We start from the raw sequence: 18,448 nt of genomic DNA on the forward strand, positions 1-18,448 counted from the left end.
GGCGGGGAGGCGGGCGGGTCAGCCCGCGACGACCGGGCGGGGCGCGGGGCCGGCGCGCAGCGCCTCCAGTGCCGCGATGGCCACGCCCCGGGCGCCGGCCATGTCCCGCTCGGGCACCAGGGCGAAGGTGGCCGACGCGGCCTGCTCCTCCCGCAGCACCGTGTGCTCCCGCACCGTCGCGAGGAACCAGTCCCGGAACTCCGGGGCCGCCTCCACCACCCCACCCCCGACGAAGTACGCGTGCGGATCGGTGAAGTTGGCCGCCACGGTGAAGAGGCGACCCAGCGCCATCGCCTGCTGGGTGAACACCTCCCGGGCCAACGCGTCGCCGCGCTCGCCGTAGCCCCGGACCAGCTTCGCCGCCCGCTCCGGCGGCTCGACGGCCAGCGGATGGTCCGGAAAGCGTCCCAGCCAGTACGGCAGCAGGTTGCGCCCGATGGCGGTCAGCGAGGCGACGCTCTCGGCGTCCCCGGCGAAGCCGCAGGCGCACGTGGGCACCGGCTGGTCCGGCGCGAGCAGACCGGTCAGCGGGATGTGCACGTGTCCCAGTTCGCCGGCCATCCCGGCCGCCCCGGCGACCACCCGGCCCGCCTCGACCACACCACCGCCCAGCCCCGTGCCGACGATGGCCGACACCGACGAGCGGCGCATCGCCTCGGCGCCGAAGTGCGCGTGGTGGGCGTAGAGCGCGGCGGCGTTGCCGTCGTTGTGGTAGAGCACCGGCAGGCCGAGCCGCCGCTCCAGGGCCGTCCGCACGTCGTAGCCCCGCCAGGCCGGCTGGGAGAAGTTGGTCGACCCGCGGGAGGAGATCACCCCGGTGGCGCTCGCCGGTCCCGGCGTGTCCAGCCCGACCGCGCGCACCGCCGTGCGGGGCACCCCGGTCAGCGCCAGCACCCCGTCGAACGCGCGGGCCAGCGCCTCGATCGCCGCCGCCGGGCCGGCGCGTACCTCGCTCGGGTTCTCCACCAGGCCGTCCACCAGGAACCGGCCGTCCACGGTGAGCACCGTGGCGTTGTTGCTGGTGCCCCCGTTGTCCAGCCCGACGACCACCGGCACGTCCGCACCACCCACGACAACCCGCCTTCCGCCGCCACGCCTGCCGTGAGGCTAGTTCCCCTTCCCCGCCCCCGCCAGGTCGCGCGGCTGACGCCGGGTGACGGGTGGTCTCACCGACGGGGCAGCTCGACAGCGCCGTCACGCGGACACCCCAGCCGGTCGAGGGCCGCCGGCGACCCGACGGGCCCGACCGCGCTGAGGACCGGCGCGTTCAGGAGCAGCGCGCTGAGGACCGGCGCGTTGCGGAGGACGGCGCCGCGGGTCAGCCCGGGCGGCGGGCCGAGACTGCGGTGGCGTCCCGGTCGTCGTCCCGGGTCACCGTGGGGCGCAGGCCCACGGCGGTCAGCGCCGCGCGGAGCGCCTCCACCTGCGCCTCCCCCGCCTCGACCACCAGGTGCCCGCCCGGAGCCAGCCAGCGCCCCGCGCCCTCGGCGACGCGGCGCAGCACCGCCAGGCCGTCCGGCCCGCCGTCGAGGGCCACCGGGGCCTCGTGCAGCCGGGCCTCGGGCGGCATCAGCGCCACCGCCGCCGTCGGCACGTAGGGGGCGTTGGCCAGCACCAGGTCCAGCCGGCCCCGCCAGCGCTCCGGCAGCGGGTCGTACAGGTCGCCCTCGAAGACCGGCACGGCCAGCGGGGCCAGGTTGCGCCGGGCGCAGGCGACGGCGGCGGGGTCCACGTCGGCGGCGGCCAGCCAGCGCGGCGCGAGCCGGCGGGCCAGCGCCACGGTAGTGGCGCCGGAGCCGCAGCACAGGTCCACCACGGCCGCCGCCGGGCCGGTCACCGCGACGGCGACGTCGACCAGCAGGGCGGTACGCGCACGCGGCACGAACACGCCGGGGTCGACGGCGATCCGTTCGCCGCAGAACTCGGCCCAGCCGAGCACGTACTCCAGCGGCAGCCCGGCGACCCGGCGGTCGACCAGGCCGGCCAGCGCCTCGGCCGAGTCGGCGGCGGCGATCAGCAGCTCCGCCTCGTCCTCGGCGTAGACGCAGCCGGCGGCGCGCAGCCGGTGCACGAGGGCGGGCCGGTCGGGGCGGAAGGAGAAGACGGTCACGGGGCACCTCCGGGCCGGCGTCCGGTGCTCAGCGGCTGGCGTCCAGTGCGGCGGTCACGTCGGCGACCAGGTCGACGGCGTCCTCGACCCCGCAGGAGAGCCGGACGAAGCCGGGCGGGGTGTCGTCGCCCCACTGGGCCCGCCGGTCGGCGGTGGTGTGCAGGCCACCGAAGGAGGTGGCCGCGGCCACCAGCCGGGCCGCGTCGAGGAACCGCGCCACCCGCCCGGCGTCGCCGAGGTCGAAGCAGAGCACCCCGGGGATCCGTCGCATCTGGACCGCCGCCACCGGGTGGGCCGGGTCGCCGGGCAGCCCCGGCCAGCGCAGCCCGGTCACGTCGTCGCGTCCCGCGAGCAGCCCGGCGAGGGCCTGCGCGTTCGCGGTCTGCCGGGCCAGCCGCAGGTCGAGGGTGGCCAGCGACCGGTGCGCGAGCCAGGCGTCGAACGCGCCCGGCACGGCCCCGGTGACGTTCCGCCAGGCGGTGACCGCGTCCCGCAGCTCGGGCGAGCGGGTCGCCACGTAGCCCAGCAGCAGGTCGGAGTGCCCGGTGAGGGCCTTCGTCCCGGAGGCCACCACGACGTCGGCGCCCAGGTCCAGCGGGCGCTGCCCGAGCGGCGTCGCCGTGGTGTTGTCGACCGCGACCAGGGCGCCGGCGGCGTGCGCCCGGGCGGCCAGCGCCGCCACGTCGGCGACGTCCAGGCCGGGGTTGGCCGGGGTCTCCAGCAGCACCAGGCGTACGCCGTCGAAGGCCGGGTGCGGGCCGGCGGTCGGGGCGAGGAGCACCCGGACGCCGATGCCCTCCAGCGTGTCGGCGGCGAAGGCCCGGACGGCGAAGTACCCGTCCGACGGGAGCACCACGGTGTCCCCCGGTCGCAGCAGCGTCAGCAGCAGCCCGGTGATCGCGGCCTGCCCGCTGGCGAAGACCCGGCAGTCGCCCCCCTCCAGCTCCCCGACCGCCGCCTCCAGCAGCCGCCGGGTGGGGTTGTCCGGCCGGCCGTAGCCGTCGGGCGCCGCCGCCGGCCCCGTCCACGGGTCCAGGTGGTACGGCGCGGCGAACACCGGACCGGGCAGGAACGGCTGGCCGGGAGCCGGCTCGGGCAGGCCGGCGCGGACGCAGCGGGTGCCGTCGTGGTGCTCGGTCACGTCGCTCACTCCGGCTTGGTGGTGCGGCTCATCAGCGCCTCGACGGCGAGCCGAGGGTCCATGCCCTCGTGGCAGACCAGCTCGACCTGCTCGGTGATCGGCATCTCCACCGCGTGCGCCCGGGCCAGGTCGCGCAGGGCCAGCGCGCTCTTGACGCCCTCGGCGGTCTGCCGGGTGGCGACGCGGGCCTCCTCCAGGGTCGCGCCCCGGCCCAGGTGCTCGCCGAAGGTGCGGTTGCGGGCCAGCGGCGACGAGCAGGAGGCGACGAGGTCGCCCATCCCCGCCAGGCCGGCGAAGGTGAGCGGGTCGGCGCCCAGGGCCACCCCGAGCCGGGCCGTCTCGGCCAGTCCCCGGGTGACGAGCATGGCCCGGGTGTTGTCGCCGAACCCCATCGCCACGGCGATGCCGTACGCCAGGGCGATCACGTTCTTGACCGCGCCGCCCAGCTCGCAGCCGATCACGTCGTCGTTGGTGTACGGGCGGAAGTAGGGCGTGGTGATGGAGCGCTGCACCTGCGTGGCCCGGTCGGCGTCGGTGCAGGCGACCACGGTGGCGGCGGGCTGCTCGGCGGCGATCTCCGGGGCAAGGTTGGGGCCGGAGACCACCACCACCCGGTCAGCCGCCACCCCGGCGGTCTCCACGATCACCTCGCTCATCCGCCTGGTGGTGCCGAGCTCGATGCCCTTCATCAGCGACACCAGGGTGGCGTCCGGATGCAGGTGCGCGGTCCACTCGGCCAGGTTGCCGCGCAGCGTCTGCGACGGTACGGCCAGCACCACCTGCTCGGCCCCGGTGATCGCCTCGGCGGCGTCGCCGGTCGCCGTGACCCGCGACGGCAGCAGCACGTCCGGCAGGTACTCCGGGTTGCGCCGCTCGGCCCGGATCGTGTCGGCGACCGCCTGGCGGCGGGCCCAGACGGTGACGTCCCGCCCGGCGTCGGCGAGGATCTTGGCGAACGCGGTGCCCCACGAGCCGGCACCCAGGACCGCGACGTGCCCGCTCACGCCGCCGCCCCCGGCCGGCGCCGATCGACGGCGGGGCGGGCCGTCCGTTCCCACAGTGGTGGCGGGGTGCCGCCCCGGATCTCGGTGAGCATGTCACGAAGGCGCAGCATGATGGTGTCGGTCATCTCCTCGAGGACGGCCTTCGTCGGGGTCGACCCGGCCCACCGGCCCAGGTCGACGGGCGGTCCGGCGACCACGGTCACCGGGATCCGGGGGCGCGGGTCCAGTCGGGACCGGCGCGGGTCGAAGATCCGCTCCGGTCCCCACATGACGAGCGGGACCACGGGCGCGCCGGTGGCGAGCGCGAGGCGGGCGGCGCCGGTCTTGCCCTTCATCGGCCACAGCTCCGGTTCGCGGGTGATGGTGCCCTCCGGGTAGATCACCACCGCGCCGCCCTGGTCGAGCGCGGCGACGAGGTGGTCCAGCGACCGCACCGCGTCCACGGTGTTGCGCTCGACCGGGATCTGCCGGCACCGGTGCAGGATCCAGCCGATCACCGGAACCCGGAACACGCTGGCCTTGCCGAGGAACTGCGGCCAACGGCCGGAGTCGTAGACGAAGTGGGCCGCGACGAGCGGGTCGGCGTGCGAGATGTGGTTCGGCACGATGATCACGCCGCCGTCGCCGCGCAGGTGCTCCATGCCGCGCCAGGTGCGCCGGGTCCAGACGGTCATCACCGGCTTGACCAGCACCACGGCGAACCATTGCCAGAACCCCAGCCTCCGCCGTGTCACCGCGCCTCCTCGTGCCGCCCCGCCCCGCACCGGATCCGCACCCGGTGACGCCCGCAGCGGAAATCATGCCTGCTCGACCCGGGTCCGGCCAGAGAGGGTACCGCCGTGCGGCTGGCAGGATGGCGGTGTGAGTCAGCCGAGGTGGACCGTGGTGGTGCCCGTGAAGCGCCTGGCCGCCGCGAAGAGCCGGCTGCGGGGGGCGCTGCCGGCCGTACCGCACGAGGAACTGGCGCTGGCCCTGGCCGCCGACACGGTCGCCGCGGTGCGGGCCTGCCCGGCGGTGGCGGGGGTGCTGGTCGTCACCGACGACGCCCGGGTGGCCGAGGCCGCCCGCCGCGCGGGTGCCCGGGCGCTGCCCGACGCCCCCGGCGCCGGGCTGAACGCCGCCTTCCGGCACGGCGCGTCGGTCGCGGGCGGCGGCTGGGTGGCCGGGCTCACCGCCGACCTGCCCGCGTTGCGCCCGGCCGAGCTGGCGGCGGCGCTGTGGGCGGCCCAGGCCGCGCCCCCGGGCGTACGCGGGTACGTGGCCGACACCCCCGGCCAGGGCACCGTGCTGCTGGCCGCGCCGCCGGGCGTGGCCCTGGATCCCCGCTTCGGGGTCGGCTCGGCCGCCGCGCACGCCGCGAGCGGGGCCCTCGCCCTCACCGGGGACTGGCCGAGCCTGCGCCGGGACGTCGACACCGCCGCCGACCTGGCCGCGGCGGCCCGGCTCGGGCTGGGGCCCCGCACGGCCGCGTTGGCCGCCGCCGGCTGCCCGGCCTGAGGGGCGTGTAGCGTGCGGGTCATGCAGGGCACGGTGGCCACCTACGACGCGGCGACCCGCAGCGGGACGCTGCTCCTCGACGACGGCACCGAGCTGGCCTTCCCGGCCCGGGCGTTCGACGCCTCCGGCCTGCGCCTGCTCCGCCTCGGCCAGCGGTTGCGCGTCGAGACCGACGACACCGGCGCGGTGGTCCGGGTGACATTGCCGACGATGGCCTGAGCGGCTGGTCGAAGTTCATTTTGCGTTAACCGCATCCGGGTGATTATGGGCAGGTGAGCACCCCTCGCAAGCCCTCCGCCAACCGACCGTCCACCGACCCGGCCGCCCCCCGCAACGGCGCCCGGTCCCGGGGCGCCGACGGCCGCTTCCATGCCGACCCGCCGGCCACGACCCCGGAGGCGGCGCCGGCCGCGGCCCCCGGCGGAGCACCGGCCGCGACCCCGGCCGGAGCGTCCGCAGCGACCGGCACGGCCGACGCCGGCGGTGCGGCCGCCTCCGCCGGGCTGGAGGAGGTGCTGGATGCGGCGCCGACCGCCGAGGTGCCGGCGCCCGACCTCATCGACGGGCCCCCCGCTGCGGAGCCGCTGCCGGAGGACCGCTTCCTCAACCGGGAACTCTCCTGGCTCGACTTCAACGCCCGGGTGCTCGCGCTCGCCGAGGACCCGCGCACGCCGCTGCTGGAACGGGCCAAGTTCCTGGCCATCTTCGCCAGCAACCTCGACGAGTTCTACATGGTGCGGGTCGCCGGGCTGAAGCGCCGGCTCCAGGCCGGCCTGCCGGTCCGCGGCGGGGACCGGATGCCGCTGCGCACCCAGCTGGAACTGGTCGCCGGGAAGGCCGCCACGCTGGTGGCCCGGCACTCGGCCTGCTTCACCGACGAGGTGCTGCCGAAGCTGGCCGCCGAGGACATCCGGATCCTGCGCTGGGCAGACCTGGACGACCCCGAGCGGGAACGGCTGCGCGCGTACTTCCGGGAGCAGATCTTCCCGGTGCTGACCCCGCTGGCGGTGGACCCGGCGCACCCCTTCCCGTACATCTCCGGGCGGTCGCTCAACCTCGCGGTGGCGGTCCGCGACCCGGACGGCGGCTCGGAGTTCTTCGCCCGGGTGAAGGTGCCGAACAACGTGCCCCGCTTCGTCCGGGTGCACCGCGACCGGCCGGGCGTGCGGATGCTGCCGGTGGAGGACCTGATCTCGGTGCACCTGGGGCAGCTCTTCTCCGGCATGCAGGTGGTCGAGTGCCACCTGTTCCGGGTCACCCGCAACGCCGAGGTGGAGGTCGACGAGGACCGCGACGAGGACCTGCTCCAGGCCCTGGAACGGGAGCTGGCCCGGCGCCGGTTCGGCCCGCCCGTGCGGCTGGAGGTGGCCGCCTCGGTCTCCGACCACGTGCTGGAGCTGCTCGTCCGCGAGCTGGACATGCACGACCAGGAGGTGCTGCGGGTGCCCGGCCTGCTCGACCTCTCCGCGCTCTGGCAGCTCTACGACGAGGCCGACCGGCCGGACCTGAAGGATCCACCGTTCGTGCCGGCCACCCACCCCCGCCTCACCGAGGGCGAGGTGCCGCGCAGCGTCTTCGCGACCCTGCGCGACGGCGACATCCTGGTCCACCACCCGTACCACTCGTTCGCCACCAGCGTGCAGCGCTTCATCGAGCAGGCCGCCGCGGACCCGGACGTGCTGGCCATCAAGCAGACCCTCTACCGCACCAGCGGCGACTCCCCCATCGTGGACGCGCTCGTCGACGCGGCGGCCGCCGGCAAGCAGGTGGTGGTGCTGGTCGAGCTGAAGGCGCGCTTCGACGAGGTGGCCAACATCGGCTGGGCGCGCAAGCTGGAGCGCGCCGGCTGCCACGTCGTCTACGGCCTGGTCGGGCTCAAGACGCACTGCAAGACCGCCCTGGTGGTACGCCAGGAGGGCAACCAGATCCGCCGCTACTGCCACATCGGCACCGGCAACTACCACCCGAAGACCGCCCGGCTCTACGAGGACTTCGGCATGCTCACCGCCGACCCGGAGATCGGGGCCGACCTGACCGACCTGTTCAACGTCCTCACCGGCTACAGCCGGCAGACCGCGTACCGGCGGCTGCTGGTGGCGCCGCAGGGCATCCGCAGCGGCCTCATCGAACGCATCGAGCGGGAGATCGCGCACGTCCGGCTGGGCATGCCCGGGCTCGTGCAGATCAAGGTGAACTCGCTGGTCGACGAGAAGATCACGGACGCGCTCTACCGGGCCTCCCGGGCCGGCGTCCACGTGGACCTGGTGATCCGGGGCATGTGCACGCTGCGCCCGGGCGTGCCCGGCCTGTCGGAGAACATCCGGGTCCGCTCGATCCTGGGCCGGTTCCTGGAGCACTCCCGGATCTTCCGGTTCGGCAACGACGGCGACGCCGAGTTCTGGATGGGCTCGGCCGACCTGATGCACCGCAACCTGGACCGCCGGGTCGAGGCGCTGGTGCGGGTGAGCGACCCCGTCGCCCGGGCCGAGCTGGACCACGTGCTGACCGCCGCGATGAGCCCCGACGTGGACGCGTTCGAGCTGGCGGCGGACGGCACCTGGAGCCGGCGTACCGGCACGGCCGAGGAACCGCGGGTCCACCTCCAGGAGTTGCTGCTGCGTCGCGTCGGTGGCACGGCGGGCTGACCGGTACCCGCATAGGCTGACCTGATGCTGGATGAGCGGGACGCGGCCGGCTCCGGCCGGGGCCGGTCGCCCGGGTTCCCCGACGCCGCGCCCCCGATCCGGGCGGCGGGTGGTGTCGTGTGGCGCCCCGCCGACGACCCCGGGCCGGTCGGGGGGCCGGCCGCCGGGAGCACGGGCGCCGCCCCGCGCGGTGGGATGCTGGTCTGCCTCGTGCACCGGCCCCGCTACGGCGACTGGTCGCTGCCCAAGGGCAAGCTGGAGCCGGGCGAGCATCCGCTGCGCGCCGCCGTACGGGAGGTGGCCGAGGAGACCGACGTCCGGGCGGTGCCGCAGGTGCGGCTGCCCACCGTGCGCTACCGCAGCGAGGGCCGCCCGAAGGTCGTCGACTACTGGTCGATGCGGGCCGTGGCCACCGGCGGCTTCCAGCCGGGCACCGAGGTCGACGACGTGCGCTGGCTCGGCGTGGACGAGGCGGTCCGACTGGTCAGCTACCCGCACGACGCCGAGGTGCTGGCCGCGTTCGCGGCCCTGCCGACGGTCACCGGGACGGTGGCGCTGGTCCGGCACGCCCACGCCGGCAAGCGGGCCACCTGGTCGGGCCCGGACACCGGCCGGCCGCTCGATGCCAAGGGCTGGGCGCAGGCCCACGCGCTCGCCCCGCTGGTGGCGCTGCTCCGCCCGGCGCGACTGCTGTCGGCCTCGGCCCGTCGCTGCGTACAGACCCTGGACCCGGCGGCGGCGCTGCTCGACCTGCCGATCGAGATCGACGGCGACCTGGACGAGCCGCTGCCGGGCCAGCAGCCCGACGAGTGCGCGCTGGCCGCCGCCGCCCGCCTGGCCGCGCTGGCGGCCACCGGCGAGCCGGTGGGGGTGTGCAGCCAGGGCAAGGTGATCCCGGGCGCCCTGGCCCGGCTCAGCGGGCGGCCGGGCGACTTCACCACCCCGAAGGGCGGCGGCTGGCTGCTCGCCTTCGCCGGCGACCGCCTGCTCGCCGTCGACCGCCTCTGACCGCGCGCCCACCGGGGCCGGCCGCTCCCGACCGGCCCGGCGGGCGGCGGGTCAGACCGGCCCGTCGGGCGGCGGGTCAGACCGGTGGCAGGGTCAGCGTCACCGCGACCGGCAGGTGGTCGCTGGCCGTCCCGGGCGGGGCCGCCGCGTCGGCGGCGGCCAGGCCGGGCGTGACGAAGACGTGGTCGATCTGCTGGCGCGGGGCGTCCGCCGGGCTGGTCGGCAGGGGGCGGGCGGCGGCAAGCGCGTCGACCAGACCGGCCCGGGTGAACTCGGCGAACGCCGGGTCGCCCGGCTCGGTGTTCAGGTCCCCCGCGACCACCAGGGGACGGCCGGCCGCGTACCGCACGGCGAAGTCGGCGACCGCGCGGGCCTGGACCACCGGGTCCTCGCCGGGCGGCGGTTGCAGGTGGGTGGCGACGACCGCCAGGCGGACGCCCTCGCTGAAGTCGACGGTGACGCCGAGGGCCTGCGCCCCGGTGGGCGCGCCGACCGCCGGCAGCGGCCGGGTCCGCGCCGCGTCCAGCGGCCACCGGCTCAGCACGGCGTCGCCCCAGAGCGGGTCGGCGGCCGGCGCGAAGACGTACGGCATGTCCAGCCGCTCCGCCAGCAGGTCGAGCGTGTCGTGGCCGCCGTTGAGCAGCCAGCCCCGGTCGACCTCGCTGAGCGCCACGACGTCGGCCCCGGCCACGGCCCGCGCCAGCGCGTCCGGGTCGAAGCGGCCGTCCATCCCGAACCCCATCCGGACGTTGTACGCCGCCACCCGCACCGTCTCCGGCGGCCCGTCCCGGTTGGTGGCGGAGAGCAGCTCGTCGCTGGCGACCGCGGCCAGCAGCGTCATCACGGCGGCGGTGGCGGCCGTCCACACCGGCGGCAGCGGCGACCGGGGCCCCGGGGCGGGACGCCTAGCCAGCGCGACGGCGGCGACCAGCGCCGCCACCGCCACCGGCACCCCGGCGTTGGGGTGGCCGAGGTCGTAGGCGGAGTAGTAGGCCACCGCCGCGACGGCGAAGACGAGCATCCCGGCGACGGCGGCGTACCCGCGCCGCCCGGCCGCCCGCGCCGGGTCCTGCCCACCGCCGGCCGCCCGCGCCGGGGCCGACGCGCCACCGGCCGCCCGCGCCGGGTCCTGCCCAGCGCCGCCGGGGACCGGGGTGCGGGCTTCGTCCGCGCCGTCGTCGCCCCGCCCGTCCGCCGCACCGGCCGACGCCAGGCACGCGCCGAGACCGACGGCGGTGAGCAGGACGGCCGGCAGCAGCAGCTCCCCGCGTCCGAGGGCGACGAGGACGGTCCCGCCGACCAGGGCCACCGGCCCGAGCCACCGCCAGGCGCCCCGGCGGGGCGGGGCCAGCGCGGCGAGCAGGAACCCCCCGACCGCCACGGCGAGCGGGGCGGGGCCGAACAGCGGCACGGTGGCCACCCCCACCTCGTCGGCGGGATCCGACCGCAGCAGACCGAACTGGTACGACGTCGCCGTCCGGGCGACCGCGGGGGAGAGCGCCACCATGCCGGCGAGCAGCAGCGCCGGTCCGGCCAGCAGCCAGCTCCGTACGCCGCCCGCCCCGGCCGGCGGCGCGGGCCGCGCCTGCCCCGCCAGGAAGAGCCCCGCGACCCCGACGGCCGCCAACCACGCCGGCCAGTCCCCGAAGAACGCCGAGCGGTACGTGTCCAGCACCGTGTGCAGGACGGCCCCGACCGCCAGCCCGAGCGCCAACCCTGGCACGGGGCGGTCGGTGCCGGCGGCGACACCGGCGAGCCAGACCAGCCCGGCGAGCAGCCCGGCCGTGGCGAGCCAGAGCTGGAGCCGCCCGCCCGGCTGGCCGTTGACGGCGAGCCGCGCCACGACCAGCAGCACCGCGGCGACGAGCGTCACGGGGCGGGCGCCGACGCGACGGATCAGCGCGGGCGCGGCCAGGGCGAGCAGGAACCAGCCGAACGCGAACGCCCCCAGCAGTTCGGCGGGGGTCGAGGCGGCCTGCCCGAAGATGGTGATGACCGCCGGCAGGAAGACGCGCAGCACGTCGACGAGGAGCACGACGCCCAGGGCGAGGGTGACGGTGGTGAGGAGGCGGTAGCGCACCGGGCTGCCTTTCGCCGACCGGAAGGGGTGCGGCGATTCTGCGGGCGGGGCACGGTCGGGGTCAACGGGTGGGGGTGGACACGGCGAAGGGCGCCCACCGTCGGTGGACGCCCTTGCCGTACCGCCAGGTTCAGCGCTTGGTGGCGGCCTTCTTCGCCGCCGCCTTCTTTGCCGGCGCCTTCTTCGCCGCCGCGCTCTTGCTCGCCGTCGCGGCGGTCTTCTTCGCCGCCGTGGCCTTGGTCGCCGCGGTGGTCTTCTTCGCCGGGGCGGCCTTGGTGGTCGCGGTCTTCTTCGCCGCGGTGGTCTTGGTCGCCTTCGCCGCGGGGGCCTTCTTGGCCGCCGCGGTCGCCTTGGTCCCGGTCGCCTTGGTCCCGGTCGCCTTCGCGCCCGCGGCCTTCGCGCCCGTGGCCTTGGCACCCGTGGCCTTCGCCCCGGTGGCCTTCGCCCCGGTGGCCTTGGCACCCGTCGTCTTGGCCGCCGCGGTGGTCTTGGCGGCGGACGTGGTCTTGGCGGCGGCAGCCGTGGTCTTCTTCGCCGCCGCCGTGGCCTTCGGCACCTTGCCGCTGGCCACCATCTCCTTGAAGCCGGCGCCGGGCCGGAAGGTCGGGACGGATGTCTTCTTGACCTTCACCGCCTCGCCGGTCCGTGGGTTGCGCGCTGTTCGGGCGCCCCGGACGCGCTTTTCGAACGCTCCGAATCCGGTGATCGCCACCTTCTCGCCCTTGGTGACCGCCGCCTGGACCTCAGCGAGGACCGCGTCGAGCGCGGCCGTCGCCGTCTTCCGGTCCCCCAGGCGAACGGCGAGCGCCTCGATGAGCTCGGCCTTGTTCACGACTTCCTCCCGATTGTGCAACTGACTCGACGCGAGCCATTCTGCGCGCACGGTATGCCCTGTGCTGCCGGGACACAAACATTCGGTCGAAAAAAGCCCTTGTGTCGTAACGGATTCGCCCCCACCGGTGAGACCGGCGGGGGCGGAAACCGCTGTGGGATCGGGCGTACGGCTATGCGACCGAGGGCAGGAACGGCGGCCGGGCGGCCTCGAAGGCGCTGATCTCCGGCTCGTGGCGGAGAGTGAGTCCAATGTCGTCCAAGCCCTCCAGCAGCCGCCAACGGCTGAAGTCGTCCATCGGGAACGACCAGGTGGCCTCGCCCACACGCACCTCGCGGGCGGTCAGGTCCACGGTGACGGGGGTGGTCGGGTCGGCCTCCACCAGGTCCCAGATCTCCTCGACCGCCTTCAATTCCAGCTCGACCGGGAGCAGCCCCTCCTTGAGGGCGTTGCCCCGGAAGATGTCGCCGAAACGGGGCGCGATCACGGCACGGAACCCCCAGTCGCGCAGCGCCCAGACGGCGTGCTCCCGGGAGGAGCCGGTGCCGAACTCCGGACCGGCCACAAGAATCGACGCACCCGAATGGGTGGCATCGTTGAGCACGAATTCCGGGTCCTCCCGCCAGGCGCTGAACAAGCCGTCCGCGAAACCGGTCCGGGTCACCCGCTTGAGGTACACGGCAGGGATGATCTGATCGGTGTCCACATTGGAACGCCGCAGCGGCACGGCGGTGCCCGTGTGGGTGGTGAACCTCTCCATCTGGGTGCCCTTCTACAGGTCGGCGGGAGCGGCCAGCCGGCCGGCCACGGCGGTGGCGGCGGCGACCGGCGGGGAGACCAGGTGGGTGCGTCCGCCCCGGCCCTGGCGGCCCTCGAAGTTGCGGTTGGAGGTGGAGGCGGAGCGCTGGCCCGGCGAGAGCGTGTCCGGGTTCATCCCCAGGCACATGGAGCAGCCGGCGAAGCGCCACTCGGCGCCGGCGTCGCTGAAGACCTTGTCCAGCCCCTCCGCCTCGGCCGCCTCGCGGACGGCGGCGGAACCGGGCACGACCAGCATCCGCACCCCGTCGGCGACCCGGTGCCCGCGCAGCACGTCGGCGGCGGCCCGGAGGTCCTCCAGCCGGCCGTTGGTGCAGGACCCGACGAAGACCACGTCGACGGCGAGGTCCCGCAGCGGGGTGCCGGGGCGCAGGTCCATGTACTCCAGCGCGCGTCGGGCGGCGGTCCGCTCGGCCTCGGTGACGAACTCCTCGGGCGTGGGCACCACCGCGCCCAGCGGCGCGCCCTGGCCCGGGTTGGTGCCCCAGGTCACGAACGGGGTGACCGCGCCGGCGTCCAGGGTCACCTCGGCGTCGAAGGTGGCGCCCTCGTCCGTGGGCAGGGTCCGCCACCAGGCCAGCGCCGCGTCCCAGTCGGCGCCCTTCGGGGCGTTCGGCCGCCCCTTCAGGTACGCGAAGGTGGTCTCGTCCGGCGCGATCATGCCGGCCTTGGCGCCCCACTCGATGGACATGTTGGCGATCGTCATCCGCCCCTCCATGGACAGCGACCGGATCGCCTCGCCGCGGTACTCGACGATGTGCCCGCGGCCGCCGCCCGTGCCCACCTGGGCGATCAGCGCGAGCACCAGGTCCTTTGCGGTGACCCCTGGGGCGAGCCGCCCGGTCACGTTCACCGCCATCGTCTTCGGCCGGCTCTGCGGCAGCGTCTGGGTGGCCAGCACGTGTTCGACCTCACTCGTGCCGATGCCGAACGCGAGCGCGCCGAACGCGCCGTGGGTGGCGGTGTGCGAGTCCCCGCAGACGATGGTCATGCCGGGCTGGGTGACGCCGAGCTGCGGGCCGATGACGTGCACGATGCCCTGGTTCTCGTCGCCCAGCGGGTGCAGCCGCACCCCGAACTCGGCGCAGTTGCGGCGCAGCGTCTCGATCTGCGTACGCGAGGTGGGGTCGGCGATGGTGAGCAGATCGCCGCGCCGCAGGCTAAACGACGGGTCGGCGTACCCCGTCGGGGTGTTGTGGTCCTCCGTCGCGAGCGTGAGGTCGGTGCGGCGCACCCGGCGCCCGGCGAGGCGCAGCCCGTCGAAGGCCTGCGGGCTCGTCACCTCGTGCAGCAGGTGCAGGTCGATGAAGAGCAGATCGGGCTCGCCCTCGGCGGACCGTACGACGTGCGCGTCCCAGACCTTCTCGGCCAGGGTCCTCGGCTCGGTAGTAGTGACTCCCACCATCTGGACATCCTAAATTCTGGGAGGTAAGTTTCGGCTTGTGGGACACAGTATGAGCGGTGTCGGCGTTCTCGACAAGGCGGTGGTCATCCTGGCCGCCTGCGTCGACGGCGCCAGCCTGGCCGAACTCGTTGAACGCACCAAGCTGCCCCGGGCCACCGCGCACCGGCTGGCGCAGGCGCTGGAGATCCACCGGATGCTCGTCCGGGACACCCAGGGTCGATGGCGTCCCGGCCCGCGCCTGGGTGAGCTCGCCAATGCCGCCCCGGACGTGCTCCTGACGGCGGCGGAGCCGCTGCTGGCGGCGCTGCGGGACGCGACGGGCGAAAGCGCCCAGCTCTACCTGCGCCGCGCCGACGAGCGCATCTGCGTGGCCGCCGCCGAGCGCGCCAGCGGCCTGCGGGACACCGTGCCGGTCGGCTCGGTGCTGCCGATGACGGCGGGCTCCGCGGCGCAGATCCTGCTCGCCTGGGAGCCGCCCGAGGCCGTGATGCCGCTGCTGCCCCGGTCGAAGTTCACGGGTCGCACCCTCGCCGAGGTACGCCGCCGGGGCTGGGCGCAGAGCGTCGCCGAACGCGAAGCCGGTGTGGCGAGCGTCTCGGCGCCGATCCGCGACCGCACCGGTCGGGTCATCGCCGCGATCAGCATCTCCGGGCCCATCGAGCGCCTGGGACGTCGCCCCGGCGAACGCCACGCGATGGCCGTGGTCCGGGCCGGCCAACGCCTCTCCGGCCTCTGACGCCCCCACCCCACCCACCCGACGGCTCGCCCCCACCGCCGCCCATCGGCCCCACGTCGATCAAGAAGTTCGCGCCCGGGTCCGACCCCGGACCGAGCGAGAACTTCTTGACCGACACGACCGGCAGCGGCGTGGTCCGGGGCCGGGGTGCAGCCCGGGCGGAAGGATGGAATGCCGAACGGCCCGTCCCACCGGAGTGGGACGGGCCGTTCTGAGGTGTAGCCCCGACCGGATTCGAACCGGCGCTACCGCCTTGAGAGGGCGGCGTCCTGGGCCGCTAGACGACGGGGCCAAGACTTCACTGCTTCCACCGCCCTTGCGAGCGGTGCGGCTGTAGTCTAGCGGCGTCCCCTCCGGAGACGGAAATCGGGGCCACCGACTCCGGGTCCGCAGGAGCGGGTCCATCGGGACCGGGCCGACCGGGACCGGATCGGCGCGGGGCATCGGCGGTGGCCACCGCACCAGCCACGCGACATGCGAAACGGCCCGCCCCACCGGAGTGGAACGGGCCGTTCACTGTGTAGCCCCGACCGGATTCGAACCGGCGCTACCGCCTTGAGAGGGCGGCGTCCTGGGCCGCTAGACGACGGGGCCAGAACCTGACTTGCGGCACCGCTCTGCCGAGCGGCGCCGCTGGACTCTATCAGAGAGAACCCCGATCCCCTGATCGGGAACCGGAGTCGTCTCCTACGAGATCCAGCGCTCGAAGCTCTTGCGAACCTCGGCTGCGCTGGGGTACCAGGACTCGAACCTAGACTAACTGAACCAGAATCAGTCGGGCTGCCAATTACCCCATACCCCATTGGCCCCTTGCGGTGCCGGGATCAAACTTTACCCTCCCGGTGCCAGCAGGCCAAATCGACTCCCCCAAACCGCCCCTGAACTGCGGAAACGGGGCCTCGACGCGGATCAGGCGACGGGCACCACCGGGTTGGTGAGGTCTCCGATCCCCTCGATCCGCACGGTGACCGTATCCCCGTCCAGCAGCGGGCTAACCCCCGCCGGCGTGCCCGTGAGCACCACGTCGCCGGGGAGCAGCGTCATCACGTGCGAGACGTACGACACCAGGGCCGGCACGTCGAAGACCATGTCGCGGGTCCGGCCGAGCTGACGGACCTCCATCTCCTCGGGATTGCGACCCACCTCACAGCGGATCTCCAGGTCGCGGACGTCGAGCCCGGTGGTGATCCACGGTCCGATCGGGCAGAACGAGTCGAAGCCCTTGGCGCGGGTCCACTGGCCGTCGGAACGCTGGAGGTCCCGGGCGGTGACGTCGTTGGCGCAGGTGTAGCCGAAGATGGCCCGCTCCGCGGCGGCCCGGTCGGCCCGGCGGGCGCCCGGCGCGCCGATCACCACGGCCAGTTCGGCCTCGTGCTCGACCTGCTTCGAGAAGATCGGCAGCCGGATCGCGTCGCGGGGCCCGATCACGGAGGTGGACGGTTTGAGGAAGAGCAGCGGCTCCTTCGGCACCTCGCTGCCGTGCTCGGCGGCGTGCTCGGCGTAGTTGCGACCGACGCAGACGACCTTGCTGGGCAGGATCGGCGAGAGCAGGCGGACGTCCGACAGCGCCCAGCGGGCGCCGCTGAAGGTGATCTGGCCGAACGGGTGGCCCTCGATCTCGGCGATGGTCAGGCCCTGCGGGCCCGCCTCCGCTTCGCCCTCGACGACCCCGAACGACATTCCCTTGGCATGAGCAAAACGAGCGATACGCACCAGGCCAATCTAGCCCCGGCGACCCGCGACCCGGCCGAGGCCGCAGTCAGGCGCGCCCCGGGACGCCGGGAGGGCGCACCCTACGACACCGTCCGTTCGCGGGGGCGGAGTTCGCGACTTCGTACCCGCCCGGTGTCGTCGCGCCCCTAGCGTCGGCTCCGGAGGTTCGTTCGTATGCCTGCATCGACACGACACCACAGGGCCCTCGCAGTGTTCGTACACTGCCTCGGCATTCTCTCCGCCGTGCCGGCACTGCCGGCGGCGGCGCCACCCGCGGCGGCCGCGCCACCACCGGTGGTCGCGCCGACCCCGGAGCCGGCGATGCCGTCGGCGCCGCCGGCGGTGCCCACCCCGGCCCGGGCCGCCCCGCCGGTGGCGAAGCCGCCGGTCACGGTCGCGGTGGTACCGGAGAGCACGCCGGCGCCGCGCTACCGGATCCAGGTCCGCAACAGCGGTGGCACGCCGGTGGACACCACCGTCCGGCAGGAGCTGCCGCCCGGGGCCTCGGCGACCGCCATCACCGCCGGGGGCCGGGCCACCCGGGCCCACGGGCAGTCGGCCACCGAGGTGACCTGGCAGCTGAAGCTGCCCGCCCGTAGCACCACCACCCTGGGCACGGCGCTCACCGCCGCCGCCCCGGCCCGGCCGCTGACCGCGCCGGCCTGCGCCTACGCCCGCGACGGCAGCCGGCCGTACGACTGCGCGACCGCGACCTGGAACGCGGGCGTGCCGGCCGCCGCGCCCGAGCGTTCCGAAGCGCCGCCGTGGCGCCGGACGCCGGTGCTGCTGGCCGGGCTCGGCACGGTGACGGTGCTCGCGGTGGGCGGGGTGTGGACCTGGCGCCGGCGCCGCCGGCCGGTCGCCGCGGCCCTCTCCGGCCAGCGGCCGGGGACGGTCTACCCACGCCCGGCCGCGCCGCGACCGGAACAGCTCCGCCGCAAGCCGTCCGTCTGGTTGATCGTCCCGGTGGCCGCCGCCGTGCTCGCCGGCACCGTGGGCACCGCCGCCTGGACGGCCACCCGGCAGGTCGCCGCCGTCGACACCGACAGCCAGCCGACCAGCGGCGCGTGGCTGGGCCAGGGGGTCAACGGCGCCGTCGGCGAGCCGCTGCGCGAGTCGGCGTTCGAGTTCACCGTGTACCGCGTCGCGTGCGAGCCCGGCGCCACGGCCCGGCAGTGCGAGGCGACGGTCGGGGTGCGCAACCTCACCCCGGAGCAGCAGAGCTGGCACGGCCGGCTGCAACGGGCGTACCTGCCCGACGGCAACTTCGTCAGCACCGACGAGCAGGCGACCCGCGCGGCCAACCAGGGCCGGGACGTCTTCGCCCAGCCGATGGCGGGCGGCAGCCGGACGGTGCTGCCGCTGGTCTTCACCGTCGCCGGGAAGGCGCCGCCGGAGCAGCTTGAGCTGCGCAGCGGGGTGTTCTCCGCCGGGGTCCGGGTGGACGTGCCCTGACCGGGC

Annotated in this window: 16 protein-coding genes and 3 tRNA genes; 6 read left to right on the top strand and 13 right to left on the bottom strand. The window is 75.3% G+C overall.

Annotation, left to right across the window (positions count from 1 at the left end):
* Positions 1–18: 18 nt before the first annotated feature.
* From RM555_RS07220 to RM555_RS07240, 5 genes are all read right to left on the bottom strand, one after another.
* The gene (locus tag RM555_RS07220; RefSeq protein WP_311410977.1) at positions 19–1,071 is read right to left on the bottom strand and encodes an ROK family protein; all 1,053 of its coding nucleotides are present in this window, start codon (positions 1,069–1,071) and stop codon (positions 19–21) included.
* A 247-nt stretch (positions 1,072–1,318) separates the two neighbouring features.
* A complete protein-coding gene (locus tag RM555_RS07225; RefSeq protein ID WP_311410978.1) occupies positions 1,319–2,110 on the bottom strand; it encodes a putative protein N(5)-glutamine methyltransferase in 792 nt (263 codons plus the stop codon).
* A 28-nt stretch (positions 2,111–2,138) separates the two neighbouring features.
* The gene (locus RM555_RS07230; RefSeq protein ID WP_311410979.1) at positions 2,139–3,260 is read right to left on the bottom strand and encodes a cystathionine gamma-lyase; all 1,122 of its coding nucleotides are present in this window, start codon (positions 3,258–3,260) and stop codon (positions 2,139–2,141) included.
* The gene (locus RM555_RS07235; protein WP_151456690.1) at positions 3,257–4,255 is read right to left on the bottom strand and encodes an NAD(P)H-dependent glycerol-3-phosphate dehydrogenase; all 999 of its coding nucleotides are present in this window, start codon (positions 4,253–4,255) and stop codon (positions 3,257–3,259) included. Before RM555_RS07235 ends, RM555_RS07230 begins: the two co-directional genes overlap by 4 nt.
* Positions 4,252–4,989: a lysophospholipid acyltransferase family protein gene (locus tag RM555_RS07240; RefSeq protein ID WP_132232610.1), complete on the bottom strand. Its 738-nt coding sequence runs from the start codon at positions 4,987–4,989 to the stop codon at positions 4,252–4,254. Before RM555_RS07240 ends, RM555_RS07235 begins: the two co-directional genes overlap by 4 nt.
* Before the next feature lie 127 nt (positions 4,990–5,116).
* Between RM555_RS07240 and cofC the strand changes: the two genes are divergently transcribed.
* The 4 genes from cofC to RM555_RS07260 are packed head-to-tail and all read left to right on the top strand — an operon-like array spanning position 5,117 to position 9,405.
* A complete protein-coding gene (gene cofC / locus RM555_RS07245; protein ID WP_311410980.1) occupies positions 5,117–5,752 on the top strand; it encodes a 2-phospho-L-lactate guanylyltransferase in 636 nt (211 codons plus the stop codon).
* Positions 5,753–5,773: 21 nt separating this feature from the next.
* The gene (locus RM555_RS07250; protein ID WP_192581542.1) at positions 5,774–5,971 is read left to right on the top strand and encodes a cold-shock protein; all 198 of its coding nucleotides are present in this window, start codon (positions 5,774–5,776) and stop codon (positions 5,969–5,971) included.
* Positions 5,972–6,024: 53 nt separating this feature from the next.
* Complete coding sequence (locus RM555_RS07255; protein WP_311410981.1) at positions 6,025–8,397, top strand: RNA degradosome polyphosphate kinase; 2,373 nt, start codon at positions 6,025–6,027, stop codon at positions 8,395–8,397.
* A 24-nt stretch (positions 8,398–8,421) separates the two neighbouring features.
* Positions 8,422–9,405, top strand: coding sequence for an NUDIX hydrolase (locus RM555_RS07260; RefSeq protein WP_396888711.1), 984 nt, complete (start codon positions 8,422–8,424; stop codon positions 9,403–9,405).
* A gap of 76 nt (positions 9,406–9,481) precedes the next feature.
* On the opposite strand, the gene RM555_RS07265 is transcribed toward RM555_RS07260, so the two are convergent.
* The 4 genes from RM555_RS07265 to leuC form a co-directional block, all read right to left on the bottom strand.
* Complete coding sequence (locus RM555_RS07265; RefSeq protein WP_311410982.1) at positions 9,482–11,485, bottom strand: endonuclease/exonuclease/phosphatase family protein; 2,004 nt, start codon at positions 11,483–11,485, stop codon at positions 9,482–9,484.
* A 130-nt stretch (positions 11,486–11,615) separates the two neighbouring features.
* Positions 11,616–12,317 (bottom strand): HU family DNA-binding protein, encoded by a 702-nt coding sequence (locus RM555_RS07270; protein WP_311410983.1) that lies wholly within the window; start codon positions 12,315–12,317, stop codon positions 11,616–11,618.
* A gap of 172 nt (positions 12,318–12,489) precedes the next feature.
* Positions 12,490–13,077, bottom strand: a complete 588-nt coding sequence (leuD, locus tag RM555_RS07275; RefSeq protein ID WP_311410984.1) for a 3-isopropylmalate dehydratase small subunit — start codon at positions 13,075–13,077, stop codon at positions 12,490–12,492.
* A 12-nt stretch (positions 13,078–13,089) separates the two neighbouring features.
* Positions 13,090–14,538: a 3-isopropylmalate dehydratase large subunit gene (gene leuC / locus RM555_RS07280; RefSeq protein WP_311410985.1), complete on the bottom strand. Its 1,449-nt coding sequence runs from the start codon at positions 14,536–14,538 to the stop codon at positions 13,090–13,092.
* A 49-nt stretch (positions 14,539–14,587) separates the two neighbouring features.
* Here leuC and RM555_RS07285 point away from each other — a divergent pair, with 49 nt between their 5' ends.
* Positions 14,588–15,274, top strand: a complete 687-nt coding sequence (locus RM555_RS07285) for an IclR family transcriptional regulator (RefSeq protein WP_013284529.1) — start codon at positions 14,588–14,590, stop codon at positions 15,272–15,274.
* A gap of 219 nt (positions 15,275–15,493) precedes the next feature.
* On the opposite strand, the gene RM555_RS07290 is transcribed toward RM555_RS07285, so the two are convergent.
* The 4 genes from RM555_RS07290 to RM555_RS07305 all read right to left on the bottom strand — a co-directional run bounded on the left by RM555_RS07290 (position 15,494) and on the right by RM555_RS07305 (position 16,987).
* Positions 15,494–15,566 (bottom strand) — tRNA-Glu (locus RM555_RS07290).
* Between the two features lie 229 nt (positions 15,567–15,795).
* Positions 15,796–15,868: transfer RNA gene (locus RM555_RS07295), tRNA-Glu, on the bottom strand.
* A 136-nt stretch (positions 15,869–16,004) separates the two neighbouring features.
* A tRNA-Gln gene (locus RM555_RS07300) sits at positions 16,005–16,076 on the bottom strand.
* 107 nt (positions 16,077–16,183) lie between these two features.
* Positions 16,184–16,987, bottom strand: a complete 804-nt coding sequence (locus tag RM555_RS07305) for a fumarylacetoacetate hydrolase family protein (protein ID WP_151457599.1) — start codon at positions 16,985–16,987, stop codon at positions 16,184–16,186.
* A gap of 174 nt (positions 16,988–17,161) precedes the next feature.
* Here RM555_RS07305 and RM555_RS07310 point away from each other — a divergent pair, with 174 nt between their 5' ends.
* Positions 17,162–18,442, top strand: coding sequence for a hypothetical protein (locus RM555_RS07310; RefSeq protein WP_311410986.1), 1,281 nt, complete (start codon positions 17,162–17,164; stop codon positions 18,440–18,442).
* The last annotated feature ends 6 nt before the right edge of the window (positions 18,443–18,448 follow it).

This window comes from Micromonospora reichwaldensis, from assembly GCF_031845925.1.
In the GTDB taxonomy this organism is placed as follows: domain Bacteria; phylum Actinomycetota; class Actinomycetes; order Mycobacteriales; family Micromonosporaceae; genus Micromonospora; species Micromonospora reichwaldensis.